The organism is Streptomyces sp. NPDC096176 (genome assembly GCF_044763255.1).
GTDB lineage: Bacteria > Actinomycetota > Actinomycetes > Streptomycetales > Streptomycetaceae > Streptomyces.
The window spans coordinates 106,564-122,947 of sequence record NZ_JBIWFV010000012.1; the positions used below are offsets into that span (position 1 = coordinate 106,564).

Genomic DNA, 16,384 nt, shown 5'->3' on the forward strand with positions numbered 1-16,384 from the left:
CCCTCGTGGTTGCTAGTCGCGGGTCGCGGTCAGGTGTTCCGCGTGTTCCTGCAGCGAACGGACGCCGACGTCACCGCGATTGAGCGCGTCGATGCCCTGGACGGCGGCGGCGAGCGCCTGGACCGTCGTCAGGCACGGGACGCCGCGCGCGACGGCCGCGGTGCGGATGTCGTAGCCGTCGAGACGGCCGCCGGTGCCGTAGGGGGTGTTGACGATGAGGTCGACCTCGCCGTCGTGGATCAGCTGGACGATGGTCTTCTCGCCGTTCGGGCCCTCGCCCTCCGACTGCTTGCGCACGACGGTGGCGTTGAGGCCGTTGCGCTTGAGGACCTCGGCGGTGCCGGAGGTGGCCATCAGCTCGAAGCCGTGGGCGACCAGCTCACGCGCCGGGAAGATCATCGAGCGCTTGTCGCGGTTCGCGACGGAGACGAACGCGCGGCCCTTGGTGGGCAGCGGGCCGTACGCCCCGGCCTGCGACTTGGCGTACGCCGTGCCGAAGACGGAGTCGATGCCCATGACCTCGCCGGTGGAGCGCATCTCCGGACCGAGGACGGTGTCCACGCCGCGGCCGTGCACGTCGCGGAATCGGCTCCACGGCATGACGGCCTCCTTGACGGAGATCGGCGCATCCATGGGGAGCGTGCCGCCGTCGCCGTTCTTGGGCAGCATGCCCTCCTCGCGCAGCTCGGCGATGGTCGCGCCGAGCGAGATGCGCGCGGCGGCCTTGGCGAGCGGGACCGCGGTCGCCTTCGAGGTGAAGGGGACGGTCCGGGAGGCGCGCGGGTTGGCCTCGAGGACGTAGAGGATGTCGCCGGCCATCGCGAACTGGATGTTGATCAGGCCGCGGACCCCGACGCCCTTCGCGATCGCCTCGGTGGAGGCACGCAGGCGCTTGATGTCGAAGCCGCCGAGGGTGATCGGGGGCAGGGCGCAGGCCGAGTCGCCGGAGTGGATGCCGGCCTCCTCGATGTGCTCCATCACGCCGCCGAGGTAGAGCTCGGTGCCGTCGTAGAGCGCGTCGACGTCGATCTCGATGGCGTCGTCGAGGAAGCGGTCGACGAGGACGGGGCGGGTCGGCGAGATCTCGGTGGACTCGGCGATGTAGGCCTCGAGGCGCGTCTCGTCGTAGACGATCTCCATGCCCCGGCCGCCGAGCACGTACGACGGCCGGACCAGGACCGGGTAGCCGATCTCGTCGGCGATGGCTTTGGCGCCCGCGAAGGTGGTGGCGGTCCCGTGCTTGGGAGCGGGCAGACCGGCCTCGGCGAGCACCTGGCCGAAGGCGCCGCGGTCCTCGGCTGCGTGAATGGCCTCCGGCGGAGTGCCGACGACCGGGACGCCGTTGTTCTTGAGCGCCTGGGCGAGACCCAGCGGGGTCTGGCCGCCGAGCTGGACGACGACACCGGCGATGGGGCCGGCGAGCGACTCGGCGTGGACGATCTCGAGCACGTCCTCGAGCGTCAGCGGCTCGAAGTACAGGCGGTCGGAGGTGTCGTAGTCGGTCGAGACGGTCTCGGGGTTGCAGTTGACCATCACGGTCTCGTAGCCCGCGTCGCTGAGCGCGAAGGAGGCATGGACGCACGAGTAGTCGAACTCGATGCCCTGGCCGATGCGGTTCGGACCGGAGCCGAGGATGATCACGGCGGGCTTGGTGCGCGGCGCGACCTCGGACTCCTCGTCGTAGGACGAGTAGAAGTACGGGGTCTTCGCGGCGAACTCGGCGGCGCAGGTGTCGACCGTCTTGTAGACCGGGCGGATGCCCAGCGCGTGCCGGACCTCGCGCACGACATCCTCGCGCAGGCCGCGGATCTCGGCGATCTGGGCGTCGGAGAAGCCGTGGCGCTTGGCGTCGGCGAGCAGCCCGGGCTCGAGCTTCTCGGCGGCGGCGAGCTCGTCCGCGTGCTCCTTGATCAGGAAGAGCTGGTCGACGAACCACGGGTCGATCTTGGTGGCCTCGAAGACCTCCTCGGGGCTCGCGCCCGCCCGGATGGCCTGCATGACGGTGTTGATCCGGCCGTCGGTGGGGCGGACCGCCTCGCGCAGCAGCTCGTCCTTGTCGCCGGTCTCGCCGGTGAAGGAGAACTGGCTGCCCTTCTTCTCCAGCGAACGCAGGGCCTTCTGCAGCGCCTCGGTGAAGTTCCGCCCGATGGCCATGGCCTCGCCGACCGACTTCATCGTGGTGGTGAGCGTGGCGTCGGCGGACGGGAACTTCTCGAAGGCGAACCGGGGGGCCTTCACCACGACGTAGTCGAGGGTGGGCTCGAAGGACGCCGGGGTCTTCTCGGTGATGTCGTTCGGGATCTCGTCGAGTGTGTAGCCGACGGCCAGCTTCGCGGCGATCTTCGCGATCGGGAAGCCGGTGGCCTTGGAGGCCAGCGCCGAGGACCTCGACACACGCGGGTTCATCTCGATGACGATGATCCGGCCGTCCTGCGGGTCGATCGCGAACTGGATGTTGCAGCCGCCGGTGTCGACGCCGACCTCGCGGATGATGGCGATGCCGATGTCGCGCAGCCGCTGGTACTCGCGGTCGGTCAGGGTCATCGCGGGGGCGACGGTGATCGAGTCGCCGGTGTGGACGCCCATCGGGTCGAAGTTCTCGATGGAGCAGACGACCACGACATTGTCGTTCTTGTCGCGCATCAGCTCCAGCTCGTACTCCTTCCAGCCGAGGATGGACTCCTCGAGGAGCACCTCGGTGGTCGGGGAGAGCGTGAGGCCCTGGCCGGCGATACGGCGCAGCTCCTCCTCGTCGTGGGCGAAGCCGGAGCCGGCGCCGCCCATGGTGAAGGAGGGGCGGACGACAACCGGGTAGCCGCCGAGGGTGTCGACGCCCTTGAGGACGTCGTCCATCGAGTGGCAGATGACCGAGCGGGCGGACTCGCCGTGGCCGATCTTGGCGTTGACGGCCTCGACGACGCCCTTGAACAGGTCGCGGTCCTCGCCCTTGTTGATCGCCTCGACGTTGGCGCCGATCAGCTCGACACCGTACTTCTCCAGCACACCCTGCTCGTGCATCGAGATGGCGGTGTTGAGCGCGGTCTGCCCGCCGAGGGTGGGCAGCAGCGCGTCGGGGCGCTCCTTGGCGATGATCTTCTCGACGAACTCGGGGGTGATCGGCTCGACGTAGGTGGCGTCGGCGATCTCGGGGTCGGTCATGATCGTGGCCGGGTTGGAGTTGACCAGGATGACGCGCAGACCCTCGGACTTGAGGACGCGGCAGGCCTGGGTGCCGGAGTAGTCGAACTCTGCGGCCTGGCCGATGACGATCGGGCCGGAGCCGATGACCAGGACGGACTGGATATCGGTGCGCTTAGGCACGCTCGGCCTCCATCAGGGATACGAAGCGGTCGAAGAGGTACGCGGCATCGTGCGGGCCCGCGGCTGCTTCGGGGTGGTACTGGACGCTGAAGGCCGGCTGGTCGAGCAGCTGGAGGCCCTCCACCACGTTGTCGTTGAGGCAGACGTGGGAGACCTCTGCGCGGCCGTAGGGGGTGTCGGACACTTTGTCGAGGGGGGCTTCGACAGCGAACCCGTGGTTGTGCGCGGTGACCTCGACCTTGCCCGTCGTGCGGTCCTGCACGGGCTGGTTGATGCCGCGGTGGCCGTACTTCAGCTTGTACGTGCCGAAGCCGAGCGCGCGGCCGAGCAGCTGGTTGCCGAAGCAGATGCCGAACAGCGGCGTCCGACGCTCGAGCACCGACTTGATGACGGTCAGGTCGGCGGTGGCGGGGTCACCGGGGCCGTTGGAGAGGAAGACGCCGTCCGGGTTCGTGGCGTACACCTCCTCTGCGGTGGCGGTGGCGGGCAGGACGTGGACCTCTATGCCGCGCTCCGCCATGCGGTGCGGGGTCATGCCCTTGATGCCGAGGTCGAGCGCGGCGACGGTGAACTTCTTCTCGCCGATGGCCGGGACGACGTAGGCCTCGGCGGTGGCGACCTCGGCGGAGAGGTCGGCGCCCTTCATCTCGGGCGCCTCGAGCACCCGGGCGAGCAGTGTCGCCTCGTCGGCCAGCGCCTCGCCGGAGAAGATGCCGACGCGCATCGCGCCCCGCTCGCGCAGGTGGCGGGTGAGGGCACGGGTGTCGATGCCGCTGATGCCGACGATCCCCTGGGCGGCCAGCTCGTCGTCGAGGGTGCGGCGGGAGCGCCAGTTGGACGGGATGCGGGCGGGGTCGCGCACGACGTAGCCGGCAACCCAGATCCGCTTCGACTCGTCGTCCTCGTCGTTGACGCCGGTGTTGCCCACGTGCGGGGCGGTCATCACGACGACCTGACGGTGGTAGGAGGGGTCGGTGAGGGTCTCCTGGTAGCCGGTCATGCCGGTGTTGAACACCGCCTCGCCGAAGGTTTCCCCCACAGCCCCGTAGGCACGGCCGCGGAAGATGCGGCCGTCCTCCAGGACGAGTACGGCGGGAGCTTTGGCGGCTCCCCGGGTGGAGGTCGTCATCGTGCGGTGCCTTCCGTCGTGTTGATCATGTTGGTCAGGGTGTCGACCCAGGTGCTCTGCTCGGCCGCGTGGTCGGAGCGGAAGCCGGAGTCGATCAGCCGGTCTCCGTGCGCCCAGGTGACGATCAGCAGGCCGCCCTCCGCGAGCACCTTCCCCGCGATGCCCTTGTCGAGCCGGGCCCCGCGCAGCGCTTCGGCCGGAACGAAGAAGTCCTGCGCACCGGGCCGTACGACGACGAGTCCCGCATCGGTGAGCGTGAGCTCGGCGCGGGACCGGACGCCCAGGCCGTGTGCGACGATCCGGTCGAGCCACTGCCCGGCTGTCGTGGAGCCGTGGTAGCGGCCGGTCAACCTCAGTTTCGCGGTACCGGGCCCGGTCGGCGCGGTGGGCAGCTCGGGCAGGTCCGACTGGAGAGAGCCGCGCCACTTCCAGCCCTGGCGCATCAGCCAGTAGACGAAGGCGACGAAGAGCAGCAGGCCGACGACCCAGCCGATACGGGCGGCCCAGTCGGTCACCTCCGCCGACTTCGGTTCCGCGGCCATGTTGATGAGTGCAGGTGTCACGCCAGCTTCCCGTCCACGAGCGTCGCCCGGCCCCGCAGGAAGGTGTGGGTGACGCGTCCCGGCAGCTCACGGCCCTCGTAGGGGGTGTTGCGGCTGCGGGAGGCGAAGCCCGCGGGGTCCACCTGACCACGGTATGCCGGATCGACCAGGGTGAGGTTGGCGGGCTCACCAGCCGAGACGGGTCGCCCGTGTCCCTGCGCCCGGCCGATCTGCGCGGGCTTGACGGACATCCGGTCGGCGACGCCCGCCCAGTCGAGCAGTCCGGTCTCGACCATCGTCCGCTGGACGACGGACAGGGCGGTCTCCAGCCCGACCATGCCCATGGCGGCCGCGGCCCACTCGCAGTCCTTGTCCTCGTGCGGGTGCGGGGCGTGGTCGGTGGCGACGATGTCGATCGTGCCGTCGGCGAGCGCCTCGCGCAGCGCCATCACGTCGCGCTCGGTACGCAGCGGCGGGTTGACCTTGTAGACCGGGTTGTAGCTGCGGACCAGCTCGTCGGTCAGCAGCAGGTGGTGCGGGGTGACCTCGGCGGTGACGTCGATGCCGCGGGACTTGGCCCAGCGGACGATCTCGACGGACCCGGCAGTCGACAGGTGGCAGATGTGCACGCGGGAGCCGACGTGCTCGGCGAGGAGCACATCCCGGGCGATGATCGACTCCTCGGCCACGGCCGGCCAGCCGCCGAGCCCGAGCTCGGCGGAGACCACGCCCTCGTTCATCTGGGCGCCCTCGGTGAGGCGCGGCTCTTGGGCGTGCTGGGCGACGACGCCGCCGAAGGCCTTCACGTACTCCAGGGCGCGGCGCATCATCACCGCGTCGTCGACGCACTTGCCGTCGTCGGAGAAGACGGTGACACCGGCCGCGGACTCGTGCATCGCGCCGAGTTCGGCGAGCTTCTTGCCCTCGAGGCCGACGGTGACGGCGCCGATGGGCTGCACGTCGCAGTAGCCGGACTCCTTGCCGAGCCGGTAGACCTGCTCGACGACGCCGGCGGTGTCGGCGACGGGGAAGGTGTTGGCCATGGCGAAGACGGCCGTGTAGCCGCCGCTCGCGGCCGCGCGGGTGCCGGTGAGTACGGTCTCGGAGTCCTCACGGCCGGGCTCGCGCAGATGGGTGTGCAGGTCGACAAGGCCGGGCAGCAGGATCTGCCCCTCGGCCTCGATCACCTGGGCCCCCTCGTCGGACAGACCGGTACCGACCGCCTCGATGGTCGTGCCGTCGATCAGGACGTCCTGGGCCTCGCCGCCGAGCACCTTCGCACCACGGATCAGGATCTTGCTCATGGATCTTACTTCTCCTCGGTACGGGTGGTGGTGGGGGCGTCGGATTCGTTGCCGCCGAGCAGCAGGTAGAGCACGGCCATGCGGATCGACACACCGTTGGCGACCTGCTCGATGACCGTGCAGCGGTCGGAGTCGGCGACCTCTGCGGTGATCTCCATGCCGCGGACCATGGGGCCGGGGTGCATCACGATCGCGTGCTCGGGCATGCGGGCCATCCGGTCGCCGTCCAGGCCGTAGCGCCGGGAGTACTCCCGCTCGGTCGGGAAGAACGCGGCGTTCATCCGCTCGCGCTGGACGCGCAGCATCATCACGGCGTCGGACTTGGTCAGCGTCGAGTCCAGGTCGTACGACACCTCGCAGGGCCAGGTTCCGACGCCCACCGGCACCAGGGTCGGCGGTGCGACGAGGGTGACCTCGGCGCCGAGGGTGTGCAGCAGGTCGACGTTGGACCGGGCGACCCGGCTGTGCAGCACGTCGCCCACGATGGTGATGCGCTTGCCGGCCAGGTCCTTGCCGAGACCTGCGTCCCTGCCGACGAGTCGGCGGCGCATGGTGAAGGCGTCCAGCAGGGCCTGGGTGGGGTGCTGGTGGGTGCCGTCCCCGGCGTTGATGACGGGGGCGTCGATCCAGCCGGAGTTGGCGAGGCGGTAGGGGGCTCCGGAGGCTCCGTGCCGGATGACGACCGCGTCGACGCCCATCGCCTCCAGCGTCTGGGCGGTGTCTTTCAGGGACTCGCCCTTGGAGACGCTTGAACCCTTGGCGGCGAAGTTGATGACATCGGCCGAAAGTCGCTTCTCCGCGGCCTCGAACGAGATCCGGGTGCGGGTGGAGTCCTCGAAGAAGAGGTTGCAGACGGTGCGGCCGCGCAGAGCCGGAAGCTTCTTGATCGGGCGGTCGGCGACCCGGGCCATCTCCTCCGCGGTGTCGAGGATGAGGACGGCTTCGTCGCGGGTGAGGTCGGCGGCCGAGATGAGGTGACGCATCATCTGGGGGTTTTCTCCAGATCTGTGGAGGTTTTCACGACATGCGGGCGCGCAGCAGGGCACGCCGTACGCAGGGGTGGGACGTACGGGTGCGCTATCGCTCGCCGACCGGGGCGGTCTCCCTGACGCCGAGCAGCACGGTGTCGCGACCGTCCTCCTCCGCGAGCTGGACCTTGACCGTCTCGCGCAGCGACGTGGGCAGGTTCTTGCCGACGTAGTCGGCGCGGATGGGGAGCTCGCGGTGGCCGCGGTCGACGAGGACCGCGAGCTGCACGGCCCGGGGGCGGCCGAGGTCGCCGAGGGCGTCGAGGGCCGCGCGGATCGTGCGGCCCGAGAAGAGCACGTCGTCGACGAGGACGACGAGGCGACCGTCGATGCCGTCGCCGGGGATCTCCGTGCGGGCGAGCGCACGCGCCGGCTTCAGCCGCAGATCGTCGCGGTACATCGTGATGTCGAGGGAGCCGACCGGCATCTTTCGGCCGGTAATGCCTTCGAGCTTGTCGGCGAGCCGGCGGGCCAGATACACACCGCGGGTCGGAATGCCGAGAAGCACCACGTCGTCGGCGCCCTTGGCGCGCTCGACGATCTCGTGGGCGATGCGGGTCAGTACCCGCGCGATGTCGGGGCCCTCGAGAACGGGCCTGGCGGCATCGGAAGTGCTCTGGGTGTCCATAGGAAACGGACCTCCTTCTCCGCCTCACGGGACGGACCTTAAAGGACGTCGGAATTGCGCCGTCAACGTTACCAGGGCTTGATGGATGCACTGAGTCCAGGGGCACCGGTCCCTGGCCGAAACCGGTCCGGACCGTTCGGCTTGACTCAGCCAAGTAACGCTGCGTAACCTCACAGTGAGTTACCAGTCGCGCGGCCGAGCCGCACGTTGTCACAGCGTCCGGGGAGCTATATGTCCAGCGAATACGCAAAGCAGCTCGGGGCCAAGCTCCGCGCCATCCGCACCCAGCAGGGGCTTTCCCTCCACGGCGTGGAGGAGAAGTCCCAGGGCCGCTGGAAGGCCGTCGTGGTCGGCTCGTACGAGCGCGGCGACCGTGCCGTGACCGTGCAGCGTCTGGCCGAACTGGCGGACTTCTACGGGGTTCCGGTGCAGGAGCTGCTTCCGGGCACGACGCCGGGCGGGGCCGCCGAGCCGCCGCCGAAGCTCGTCCTGGACCTGGAGCGCCTGGCGCACGTCCCCCAGGAGAAGGCCGGCCCCCTGCAGCGCTACGCGGCGACGATCCAGTCGCAGCGCGGCGACTACAACGGCAAGGTGCTGTCGATCCGCCAGGACGACCTGCGCACGCTGGCCGTGATCTACGACCAGTCGCCGTCGGTCCTGACCGAGCAGCTCATCAGCTGGGGCGTGCTGGACGCGGACGCCCGCCGCGCCGTCGCACACGAGGAGAGCTGACGCTCCCTTTCCGAAGAAACGTCACGCCGGAGGGCGGGACCGGTCAGGACCGGTCCCGCCCTCCGGCATTCCGCCTGCCGGAGCGTCCCGATGGCTGCGATCACCCGAATGGCGGAGCGGCTCCGCGGCCACCGGCGGCGCCGGACGCGGAACCCGGCACAACACCAGGCCCGGGGCAGAAGACCTCTCGTCTTCTGCCCCGGGCCTGGTGAAACCGGCCGGACCGCGACGTCAGTCGCGGCGCAGGCTCGGCTTGAGGTCCTTGAAACGGCCGAGCAGGCCGTTCACGAACGCCGGGGACTCGTCGGTGGAGAACTCCTTGGCGAGCTGCACCGCCTCGTCGATCACCACCGCGTCGGGGGTCTCGTCCTTCCAGACGAGTTCGTACGCGCCGAGGCGGATGATGTTCCTGTCGACGACCGGCATGCGGTCGATCGTCCAACCGACGGCGTAGGTGGCGATGAGGTCGTCGATGCGGTCCGCGTGCTCCGCGTACCCCTCGACGAGGTCCATCGTGTACTCGGCGACCGGCGGCTGCCGCTCGTCGGTACGTGCATGCCGGACCCAGTCCGCGAGGACCGTCTGCACGGACGCCCCGCGCTGGTCGGCCTCGAAGAGGATCTGGAAGGCACGCTTGCGGGCCTTGTTACGGGCGGCCACGGTTAGCTGTTCACCCGGCCGAGGTAGTCGCCGGAACGGGTGTCGACCTTGATCTTCTCGCCCGTGGTGATGAAGAGCGGGACCTGGATCTCGTAGCCGGTCTCCAGGGTGGCGGGCTTGGACCCACCGGTGGAGCGGTCGCCCTGCACACCGGGCTCGGTGTGCTGGATGGTCAGCTCGACTGCGGCAGGCAGCTCGACGTAGAGCACCTCGCCCTCGTGCTGCGCGACGCTGGCGGTGAAGCCCTCGATCAGGAAGTTCGCGGCGTCACCGACCGCCTTGCGGTCGACCATCAGCTGGTCGTACGTCTGCATGTCCATGAAGACGAAGTACTCGCCGTCCATGTACGAGAACTGCATGTCGCGGCGGTCGACGGTGGCCGTGTCGACCTTCACGCCTGCGTTGAAGGTCTTGTCGACGACCTTGCCGGAGAGCACGTTCTTGAGCTTGGTGCGCACAAAGGCCGGGCCCTTGCCGGGCTTGACGTGCTGGAACTCGACGACGGACCAGAGCTGGCCTCCGTCGAGCTTGAGCACCATGCCGTTCTTGAGGTCGTTCGTGGAAGCCACGGTTGCGGAATCTCCTGGACTGACGCTGGTGGACGACCTGGGCGTCCGCGCTACAGCGCGAGCAGCTCCTTGGTCGTGATGGTGAGTAGCTCGGGTCCGCCGTCCGCCTCCTGGCGCACGACGAGCGTGTCATCGATCCGGACCCCGCCCCGGCCCGGGAGGTGGACCCCCGGTTCGACGGTGACCGGCACACAAGCGTCCAGTTTACCCATGGCCGCAGGGGCGAGCTGCGGGTCCTCGTCGATTTCCAGTCCTACACCGTGCCCCGTGCGGGGTGCGAGGTCCTCCCCATGGCCCGCCGCGTCCAGGATCTGCCGGGCCGCGTGGTCCACGTCGCGGTAGGCCGCACCGGGGACCAGGGCCTCTCGTCCGGCCCGCTGAGCGGCGAAGACGAGATCGTAGAGCTCGATCTGCCAGTCCGCCGGGCTGGTGCCGATCACGAACGTACGGCCGATCTCGCAGCGGTACCCGCGGTAGTTCGCGCCGAGGCAGACGGAGAGGAAGTCGCCCTCCTCCACCCTCCGGTCACCCGGACGGTGACCGGCACGGCCCGCATTGGGGCCGGTGGCGACGGAGGTCGCGAACGCGGGACCGTCGGCGCCGTGGTCCACCAGGCGGCGCTCGAGCTCGAGCGCGAGATGCCGCTCGGTGCGGCCCACCAGGATGGACTCCAGCAGCTCGCCGAGCGCCTGGTCGGTGATCTCGGCGGCGATACGCAGACAGGCGATCTCGTCCTCGTCCTTGACGATCCGCTGCTGCTCGACAGTGAGCCCCAGGTCCGCGAGGCGGAGCCGTGGCGCCACGGAGCCGATCGCTCGGTGCCTGGCGACCGTCAGATGGTGCTCCTCGACCGCCAGCGACTCCACTCCGTCGGTGCGCGCCATCTCGGCGGCCGCGACGGCCGCATCCCCTGCCGACGTCGGCAGCACCGCGAGGCGCAGGTACTCGTCGGGCCGCCCGTCGGCGGTGTCGCCGCCGAACGGCACCCGGGGGCAGAGCAGTACGTCCTCCCCCTGGCCCAGCAGCAGCACTGCGCCCGGCGGTGCGCCGCCGGCGAGGTAGCGGACATTGGCGGGCCGGGAGATCAGGGCCGCCGCGCTGCCGGTCGCCGCGAAGCGGTCGCGCAGCCGGGCCCGGCGGATCCCATACACCTCAGACATTCTCCGAGCGTACGAGCGCGGAGCCCTGCGGGCCTGGTGACGCGGCCGACGGGACTTCGGGGGCTCCACCCCCGGGGCCCCCGCGCCTCAATCGCCGGCGGGGCTTGGAACTGGCCTCGGCCGTCGGGGCGCTGCCCCGAACCCTGCGCCTCAAACGCCGGCGAGGCTGGAGTTGCGCTCCCCTCCCCAAACGCCGGCGGGGCCGAAGCTGCCCTCCCCCCGGCAGAGCGGGAACTCGGCCCACTCGCCAGGGCCCGGCCCCCCGAACCACCCGCCCCAAACGCCGGCGAGGCTGGAGTTGCCCTCCGCCGGCAGAGCGGGAACTCGGCCCCTCGTCAGAGCTCGGCCCCGAATCCCCGACCCAAACGCCGACAGGGCTTGAGTTGCCCCGCTCCGGGGCTGCAGTTGCCAGGCAACTTCAGTCCGTCTGGGGGCATCTCCCACGGCCGCCAGGCTGTAGGGGAGATTGAGGACACCGCGCGGAGCGCGGTACGGCGTCCGGGGCCTGCCCCGGTATCGGGAAGTGGGGTCGGTCCCCCACGGCCGCCAAGCCGTAGGGGGAGGTTGAGGACACGGCGCGGAGCGGTCGGGGTCCGAGGCCTGCCCCGGTGTCGGGAAGTGTGCGTCCCTATGGCACCAGGCCGTAGGGGGAGGCAGGGGAACTGCCCCGCAGGGCCGCGACCCCGCCTACCAGCTCGGCGGGCTCGTGATCGCTCGCGCCAGGACGTCGTCCAACACCCGCGCCGTCGTCTCGACGTCGTACTTCGAGTTGTCGATGATCGGCAGACCCGACCCGTACCACCCGGCCATCCGGCCGTGGATCCCCGCGACCTCCTCGTCCGACAGGCGTCGGTTCCCGCTGCGCTCCGCGTTGCGCTCGAGGACGATCTCGAGGCCGGGCAGAAGCACCACGGGAAGCAGGCCCGGGCCGACGTGGCGTTTCCAGCCACCGAGGCCGACGACGGGACGGTCGGGGAAGACCGCGTCGTCGAGGATGCAGGAGATCCCGTTCGCCAGGAAGTTGCGGGCGGCGAAGCCGCAGGTGCGGCGGGCCAGGCGGTACTGCGCCTCGGAGTTGTCGTTCCAGCCCGACTGGGGGTCGGCGAAGCCGGAGCACACCCACTCGCGGACGTCGTCCAGGCTGATGTGCGCCGTGGGCACCCGGCGGTGCTTGGCCCAGTGGCGCGCGACGGTGGTCTTGCCGGCTCCGGCGGGGCCGATCAGCAGCACGGCGAGCATGGCCCCGCCCGTGCCGTTGTCCGTCTGGGGCGGGGCCGGTATGGGGACCGGTCCGCCGGGCGGGAGCTGGATGTGGCCTGTGGACTCACGAGTGGGCGGCGCGGGCGGCGGTGCCGCGCCCTGCGGCGCGTTGCCGGTCCAGCCGGGCGCCGCGGTCGGCTGCCCGTGCGGCGCAGGCCCGGCCGGAGACGCCGCCGGCGGGGACGGCGGCGGTGGCGGTCCCGGGACCGGCCCAGGGTGCTGGGCGCTGTGTATCCATCCGGCCGGTCCCTGCCCCGGTCCGTGGGGCGGCGGCAGCGGAGCCCCCACTGCGTGCTGCATCCGGTGCCACTCCGTCTCGTACGACTGACGCTTGTTCAGACGGCCGATGGCCGCCGTGCTACCGAACGGTACCCTCCCGATGCCCTTCGGATGTGCGGCCGTTCCCGGCCGCCGGAACGACAACGGCCGGGAACGGTTCGAAGTGCCCGCCGGGCGGCCGGGGCTCGTCAGCCGCCCAGTTCGTCAGACAGCGCGCGCAGCGCAAGCCGGTAGGAGCCGATGCCGAATCCGGCGACCGTGCCGCTGGCGACCGCCGCGACGACGGATGTGTGGCGGAAGGTCTCGCGGGCGTACGGGTTGGAGATGTGCACTTCGATGAGGGGCGCGGTGCGCTGCGCGGCGGCGTCGCGCATCCCGTACGAGTAGTGCGTGAAGGCACCGGGGTTGAGCACGACCGGGATCGATCCGTCCGCCGCCTCGTGCAGCCAGCGGATCATCTCGCCCTCGTCGTTCGTCTCCCGCACGTCCACGTCGAAGCCGAGCTCCTTGCCCAGCGTCCGGCAGGTCTCCACCAGGCCCGCGTAGGAGGTCGCCCCGTAGACGTCCGGCTCGCGGGAGCCGAGGCGGCCGAGGTTCGGCCCGTTGAGGACGAAGACCCGGCGGGTCACGCGGAGACCTCCCCGTATGCGGCGAGGAGCACCGCCGGGTCGGGACCCTCCAGCACATTCGGCTTGCCGAGGCCGTCGAGGACGATGAAGCGCAGCACATTGCCGCGGGACTTCTTGTCGACCTTCATGGTCTCCAGCAGCTTGGGCCACTGGTCGCCCCGGTAGGTCAGCGGCAGTCCGACGGACTCGAGGACGCTGCGGTGCCGGTCGGCGGTGGCGTCGTCCAACCGCCCGGCGAGACGGCCGAGTTCGGCGGCGAAGACCATGCCGACCGAGACGGCCGCGCCGTGCCGCCACTTGTAGCGCTCGTTCTTCTCGATGGCGTGGGCGAGGGTGTGCCCGTAGTTCAGGATCTCGCGGAGGCCCGATTCCTTGAGATCGCTGGAGACGACGTCGGCCTTGACCTGGATGGAGCGCACGATCAGCTCGGCGGTGTGCGGTCCGGCGGGCGTACGGGCGCCCTGCGGGTCGGACTCCACCAGGTCGAGAATGACCGGGTCGGCGATGAATCCGGCCTTGATGATCTCGGCCATGCCGCTCACGTAGTCGTTGACCGGCAGCGAGTCCAGGGCGGCGAGGTCGCACAGCACACCGGCAGGCGGGTGGAAGGCGCCGACGAGGTTCTTGCCCTCCGCGGTGTTGATGCCGGTCTTGCCGCCCACGGCCGCGTCGACCATGCCGAGCACGGTCGTCGGGACGGCGATCCAGCGGACGCCGCGCAGCCAGGTCGCAGCGACGAAGCCGGCGAGGTCGGTCGTGGAGCCGCCACCGACGCCGACGATCACGTCGGTGCGGGTGAAGCCGGTCTGGCCGAGTGCCTTCCAGCAGTAGGCCGCGACCTCGGCGGTCTTGGCCTCCTCGGCGTTGGGCACCTGGATCGCGACGGCTTCGTAGCCCTGGTCCGCGAGGTCGGCGCGCAGCGCCTCACCGGTCTCCGCGAGCGCCTCGGGGTGGATGACGGCCACCCGCTGGGTGATGGCGCCGATCAGGCCCGGCAGCTCGCCCAGCAGCTGCCGGCCGACCAGTACCTCGTACGGGTCCGTGCCCGCCGTGCCGCCGACCTGGATACGGGTCACTGCCTGGTCAGTCATACGTCCTTCAGCTCCAGTGCGTCGAGGACCGCCTGCGCGACCTCTTGGGGGGTGCGGTCGTCGGTGGCCACGACGACGCGGGCCACCTCGGTGTACAGCGGGCGGCGGGCGTCCATCAGCTCCCGCCACTGGCGGCGCGGGTTGACCGCCAGGAGCGGGCGGGCCGCGCCCAGGCCGACGCGCTTCACCGCCTCCTCCACGTCCATCGAGAGGTAGGCGACGGGCAGGCCGGTGAGCAACTCGCGTGTCCCCTCGTCGAGGATGGCACCGCCGCCCAGTGCGAGCACGCCCGTGTGCTCGGCGAGCGCGGTGCGGACGGCGGCACGTTCGAGCACGCGGAAGGCCGGCTCGCCGTCCTCGATGAAGATGTCGGCGATCTCGCGCCCCTCGGCGGCGACGATGTCCGCGTCGGTGTCCCGGAAGGCCACGCCCAGCTGTCCGGCGAGGAGCTCGCCGACCGTGGACTTGCCGGAGCCCATGGGGCCGACGAGGACGATCTGCGGGGCGCTCACCGGATGTGGAGGTTGTCGAGGTACGAACGGACGTTGCGGCGGGTCTCGGTGACGCTGTCGCCGCCGAACTTCTCCGCGACCGCGTCGGCGAGGACCAGCGCCACCATGGCCTCCGCCACGATTCCCGCGGCGGGCACGGCGCACACGTCGGAACGCTGGTGGTGGGCGGCGGCGGGCTCGCCGGTCTCGACGTCGATGGTCTTCAGGGCACGCGGCACGGTCGCGATCGGCTTCATCGCCGCGCGCACGCGCAGCAGCTCGCCGGTCGACATGCCGCCCTCCGTGCCGCCGGAGCGGCCCGAGGTGCGGCGGACGCCCTCCTCGGTGCGCACGATCTCGTCGTGCGCCTTGGAGCCGGGCACACGGGCCAGGTCGAAGCCGTCACCGACCTCGACGCCCTTGATGGCCTGGATGCCCATCAGCGCGGCGGCGAGCCGGGCGTCGAGCCTGCGGTCCCAGTGGACGTGCGAGCCGAGGCCGACCGGCACGCCGTACGCGAGGACCTCGACGACGCCGCCGAGGGTGTCGCCGTCCTTGTGGGCCTGGTCGATCTCGGCGACCATCGCCTTGCTCGCGTCGGCGTCGAGGCAGCGGACGGGATCGGCGTCGAGGCGCTCCTCGTCGGCGGGAACGGGGACCACTCCGTAGGGAGCCTTCGCCGCCGCCAGCTCGACCACGTGGGAGACGATCTCGATGCCCGTCGTCTCCTTCAGGTACGAGCGGGCCACCGCGCCCAGGGCGACCCGGGCCGCCGTCTCCCGGGCGCTGGCGCGCTCCAGGATCGGCCGCGCCTCCTCCAGCGCGTACTTCTGCATACCGGCGAGGTCCGCGTGACCGGGCCGGGGCCGGGTCAGGGGCGCGTTACGGGCGAGCTGCGCGAGCTCGTCGGGGTCCACGGGGTCGGCCGACATGACCTTGTCCCACTTCGGCCATTCGGTGTTCCCGACCATGACCGCCACCGGCGAGCCCATGGTCAGCCCGTGGCGCACGCCGCCGATGAAGGTGACCTCGTCGCGCTCGAACTTCATCCGGGCACCGCGCCCATAGCCGAGGCGCCGCCTGGCGAGGTGGTCCGCCACCATGTCGGTGGTGATCGGCACACCGGCGGGAAGACCCTCCAGCGTCGCCACCAGTGCGGGTCCGTGCGACTCGCCCGCGGTCAGCCAACGCAACCTGCTCAACGGTGCTCCTCATGCTCGCGCCTCGAACTGCAACGGCGCGACCGGGTGCGCGGCCCTGGCCCGCCTACTCCGATCCTCCCACGTCCGGGGCGGCCACTCGGTCGCCGGTCCAGCAGGCGGACGGCCCGTGGGACAGAGGTCAGTCGGCTTCGCGGCGCTGCTGGGGAGCGTAGGCGCCAAGGAAGTCGGCGCCGCTGGGCGGCTGTGCGGGGTGTGCGGCACCTGACCGGGCCGGGGCGTACTGGCCGAGATGATCGGCGCCGCTGCCCTGGCTGCCCTGCGGCACGACGACCCGGTTGGGGTTGCCGGCCGCGCGGCGCCGGGCGATCTTCCTCCTGATCGACGACACCCAGCCGATC

At 70.8% G+C, this 16,384-nt stretch carries 16 protein-coding genes; 1 reads left to right on the forward strand and 15 read right to left on the reverse strand.

Going from position 1 to position 16,384, the window contains the following annotated elements; all coding sequences use genetic code 11:
* Positions 1 to 12: 12 nt before the first annotated feature.
* The 6 genes from carB to pyrR form a co-directional block, all read right to left on the reverse strand.
* On the reverse strand, positions 13 to 3,321 hold the full coding sequence (gene carB / locus ACIQ7Q_RS28320) for a carbamoyl-phosphate synthase large subunit (protein ID WP_403867994.1): 3,309 nt from the start codon (positions 3,319 to 3,321) through the stop codon (positions 13 to 15).
* Complete coding sequence (gene carA / locus ACIQ7Q_RS28325; protein WP_403867997.1) at positions 3,314 to 4,450, reverse strand: glutamine-hydrolyzing carbamoyl-phosphate synthase small subunit; 1,137 nt, start codon at positions 4,448 to 4,450, stop codon at positions 3,314 to 3,316. The genes carB and carA overlap by 8 nt, the downstream gene beginning before the upstream one ends.
* Positions 4,447 to 5,013, reverse strand: coding sequence for a hypothetical protein (locus tag ACIQ7Q_RS28330; protein WP_403868000.1), 567 nt, complete (start codon positions 5,011 to 5,013; stop codon positions 4,447 to 4,449). The genes carA and ACIQ7Q_RS28330 overlap by 4 nt, the downstream gene beginning before the upstream one ends.
* Entirely contained in the window at positions 5,010 to 6,296 is a 1,287-nt protein-coding gene (locus tag ACIQ7Q_RS28335) for a dihydroorotase (RefSeq protein ID WP_403868003.1), read from the reverse strand. The genes ACIQ7Q_RS28330 and ACIQ7Q_RS28335 overlap by 4 nt, the downstream gene beginning before the upstream one ends.
* 5 nt (positions 6,297 to 6,301) lie before the next feature.
* Positions 6,302 to 7,282, reverse strand: a complete 981-nt coding sequence (locus ACIQ7Q_RS28340; RefSeq protein WP_403868006.1) for an aspartate carbamoyltransferase catalytic subunit — start codon at positions 7,280 to 7,282, stop codon at positions 6,302 to 6,304.
* A gap of 91 nt (positions 7,283 to 7,373) precedes the next feature.
* The gene (pyrR, locus tag ACIQ7Q_RS28345; protein ID WP_356634711.1) at positions 7,374 to 7,952 is read right to left on the reverse strand and encodes a bifunctional pyr operon transcriptional regulator/uracil phosphoribosyltransferase PyrR; all 579 of its coding nucleotides are present in this window, start codon (positions 7,950 to 7,952) and stop codon (positions 7,374 to 7,376) included.
* Between the two features lie 231 nt (positions 7,953 to 8,183).
* On the opposite strand from pyrR, the gene bldD reads away from it, so the two are divergent.
* A complete protein-coding gene (gene bldD, locus ACIQ7Q_RS28350; RefSeq protein WP_005319862.1) occupies positions 8,184 to 8,684 on the forward strand; it encodes a transcriptional regulator BldD in 501 nt (166 codons plus the stop codon).
* 231 nt (positions 8,685 to 8,915) lie between these two features.
* Here bldD and nusB read toward each other — a convergent pair whose 3' ends face one another.
* The 9 genes from nusB to ACIQ7Q_RS28395 all read right to left on the reverse strand — a co-directional run bounded on the left by nusB (position 8,916) and on the right by ACIQ7Q_RS28395 (position 16,374).
* Positions 8,916 to 9,344 carry a transcription antitermination factor NusB gene (nusB, locus tag ACIQ7Q_RS28355; protein ID WP_356636196.1) on the reverse strand — a complete coding sequence of 143 codons (429 nt, stop codon included), beginning with the start codon at positions 9,342 to 9,344 and terminating at the stop codon, positions 8,916 to 8,918.
* Between the two features lie 2 nt (positions 9,345 to 9,346).
* On the reverse strand, positions 9,347 to 9,913 hold the full coding sequence (gene efp, locus ACIQ7Q_RS28360; RefSeq protein WP_356636194.1) for an elongation factor P: 567 nt from the start codon (positions 9,911 to 9,913) through the stop codon (positions 9,347 to 9,349).
* A 50-nt stretch (positions 9,914 to 9,963) separates the two neighbouring features.
* Positions 9,964 to 11,073 carry an aminopeptidase P family protein gene (locus tag ACIQ7Q_RS28365; protein WP_403868011.1) on the reverse strand — a complete coding sequence of 370 codons (1,110 nt, stop codon included), beginning with the start codon at positions 11,071 to 11,073 and terminating at the stop codon, positions 9,964 to 9,966.
* A 687-nt stretch (positions 11,074 to 11,760) separates the two neighbouring features.
* Positions 11,761 to 12,633: a Pro-rich N-terminal domain-containing protein gene (locus ACIQ7Q_RS28370; protein WP_403868014.1), complete on the reverse strand. Its 873-nt coding sequence runs from the start codon at positions 12,631 to 12,633 to the stop codon at positions 11,761 to 11,763.
* A gap of 167 nt (positions 12,634 to 12,800) precedes the next feature.
* Complete coding sequence (locus ACIQ7Q_RS28375; RefSeq protein WP_356636188.1) at positions 12,801 to 13,241, reverse strand: type II 3-dehydroquinate dehydratase; 441 nt, start codon at positions 13,239 to 13,241, stop codon at positions 12,801 to 12,803.
* The gene (gene aroB, locus ACIQ7Q_RS28380; RefSeq protein WP_403868017.1) at positions 13,238 to 14,332 is read right to left on the reverse strand and encodes a 3-dehydroquinate synthase; all 1,095 of its coding nucleotides are present in this window, start codon (positions 14,330 to 14,332) and stop codon (positions 13,238 to 13,240) included. The genes ACIQ7Q_RS28375 and aroB overlap by 4 nt, the downstream gene beginning before the upstream one ends.
* Complete coding sequence (locus ACIQ7Q_RS28385; RefSeq protein WP_403868020.1) at positions 14,329 to 14,844, reverse strand: shikimate kinase; 516 nt, start codon at positions 14,842 to 14,844, stop codon at positions 14,329 to 14,331. The genes aroB and ACIQ7Q_RS28385 overlap by 4 nt, the downstream gene beginning before the upstream one ends.
* Positions 14,841 to 16,025 (reverse strand): chorismate synthase, encoded by a 1,185-nt coding sequence (gene aroC, locus ACIQ7Q_RS28390; RefSeq protein ID WP_403868023.1) that lies wholly within the window; start codon positions 16,023 to 16,025, stop codon positions 14,841 to 14,843. The genes ACIQ7Q_RS28385 and aroC overlap by 4 nt, the downstream gene beginning before the upstream one ends.
* Positions 16,026 to 16,164: 139 nt before the next feature.
* Positions 16,165 to 16,374 carry a hypothetical protein gene (locus tag ACIQ7Q_RS28395; RefSeq protein ID WP_403868026.1) on the reverse strand — a complete coding sequence of 70 codons (210 nt, stop codon included), beginning with the start codon at positions 16,372 to 16,374 and terminating at the stop codon, positions 16,165 to 16,167.
* Positions 16,375 to 16,384 lie beyond the last annotated feature (10 nt).